A 273-nucleotide genomic window follows, 5' to 3' on the forward strand; every position below is an offset into this window, starting at 1 on the left:
GCGTTGCTGCTGCCGTTATTTCTGGAGCAGAACGTTTTTTATATCAACAAGCTGACCACGGTACTGATTTTCGCCATCTTTGTGATGTCGCTGGATTATCTGGTGGGGCGTTGTGGCTTGATCACCCTGGGACACTCGATGTTCTACGGCTTGGGAGGCTATCTGTTTTTTATGATCGCACCGGAGTACGAGGCAGTGAATTTCTGGGTATATACTTTTTATATCTGTGTGATTGCTGCGGTGATTGCCTTGCTGGTGGGCGTGATCGTGCTG

1 protein-coding gene is annotated in these 273 nt (G+C 48.7%); it reads left to right on the forward strand.

What is annotated here, in order from left to right; genetic code table 11:
* A partial coding sequence (locus tag Q4563_RS19795) for an ABC transporter permease subunit (protein WP_442903815.1) occupies positions 1 to 273 on the forward strand: 273 nt, incomplete at both ends.

The sequence above is a fragment of the Gilvimarinus sp. 1_MG-2023 genome, from assembly GCF_030548285.1.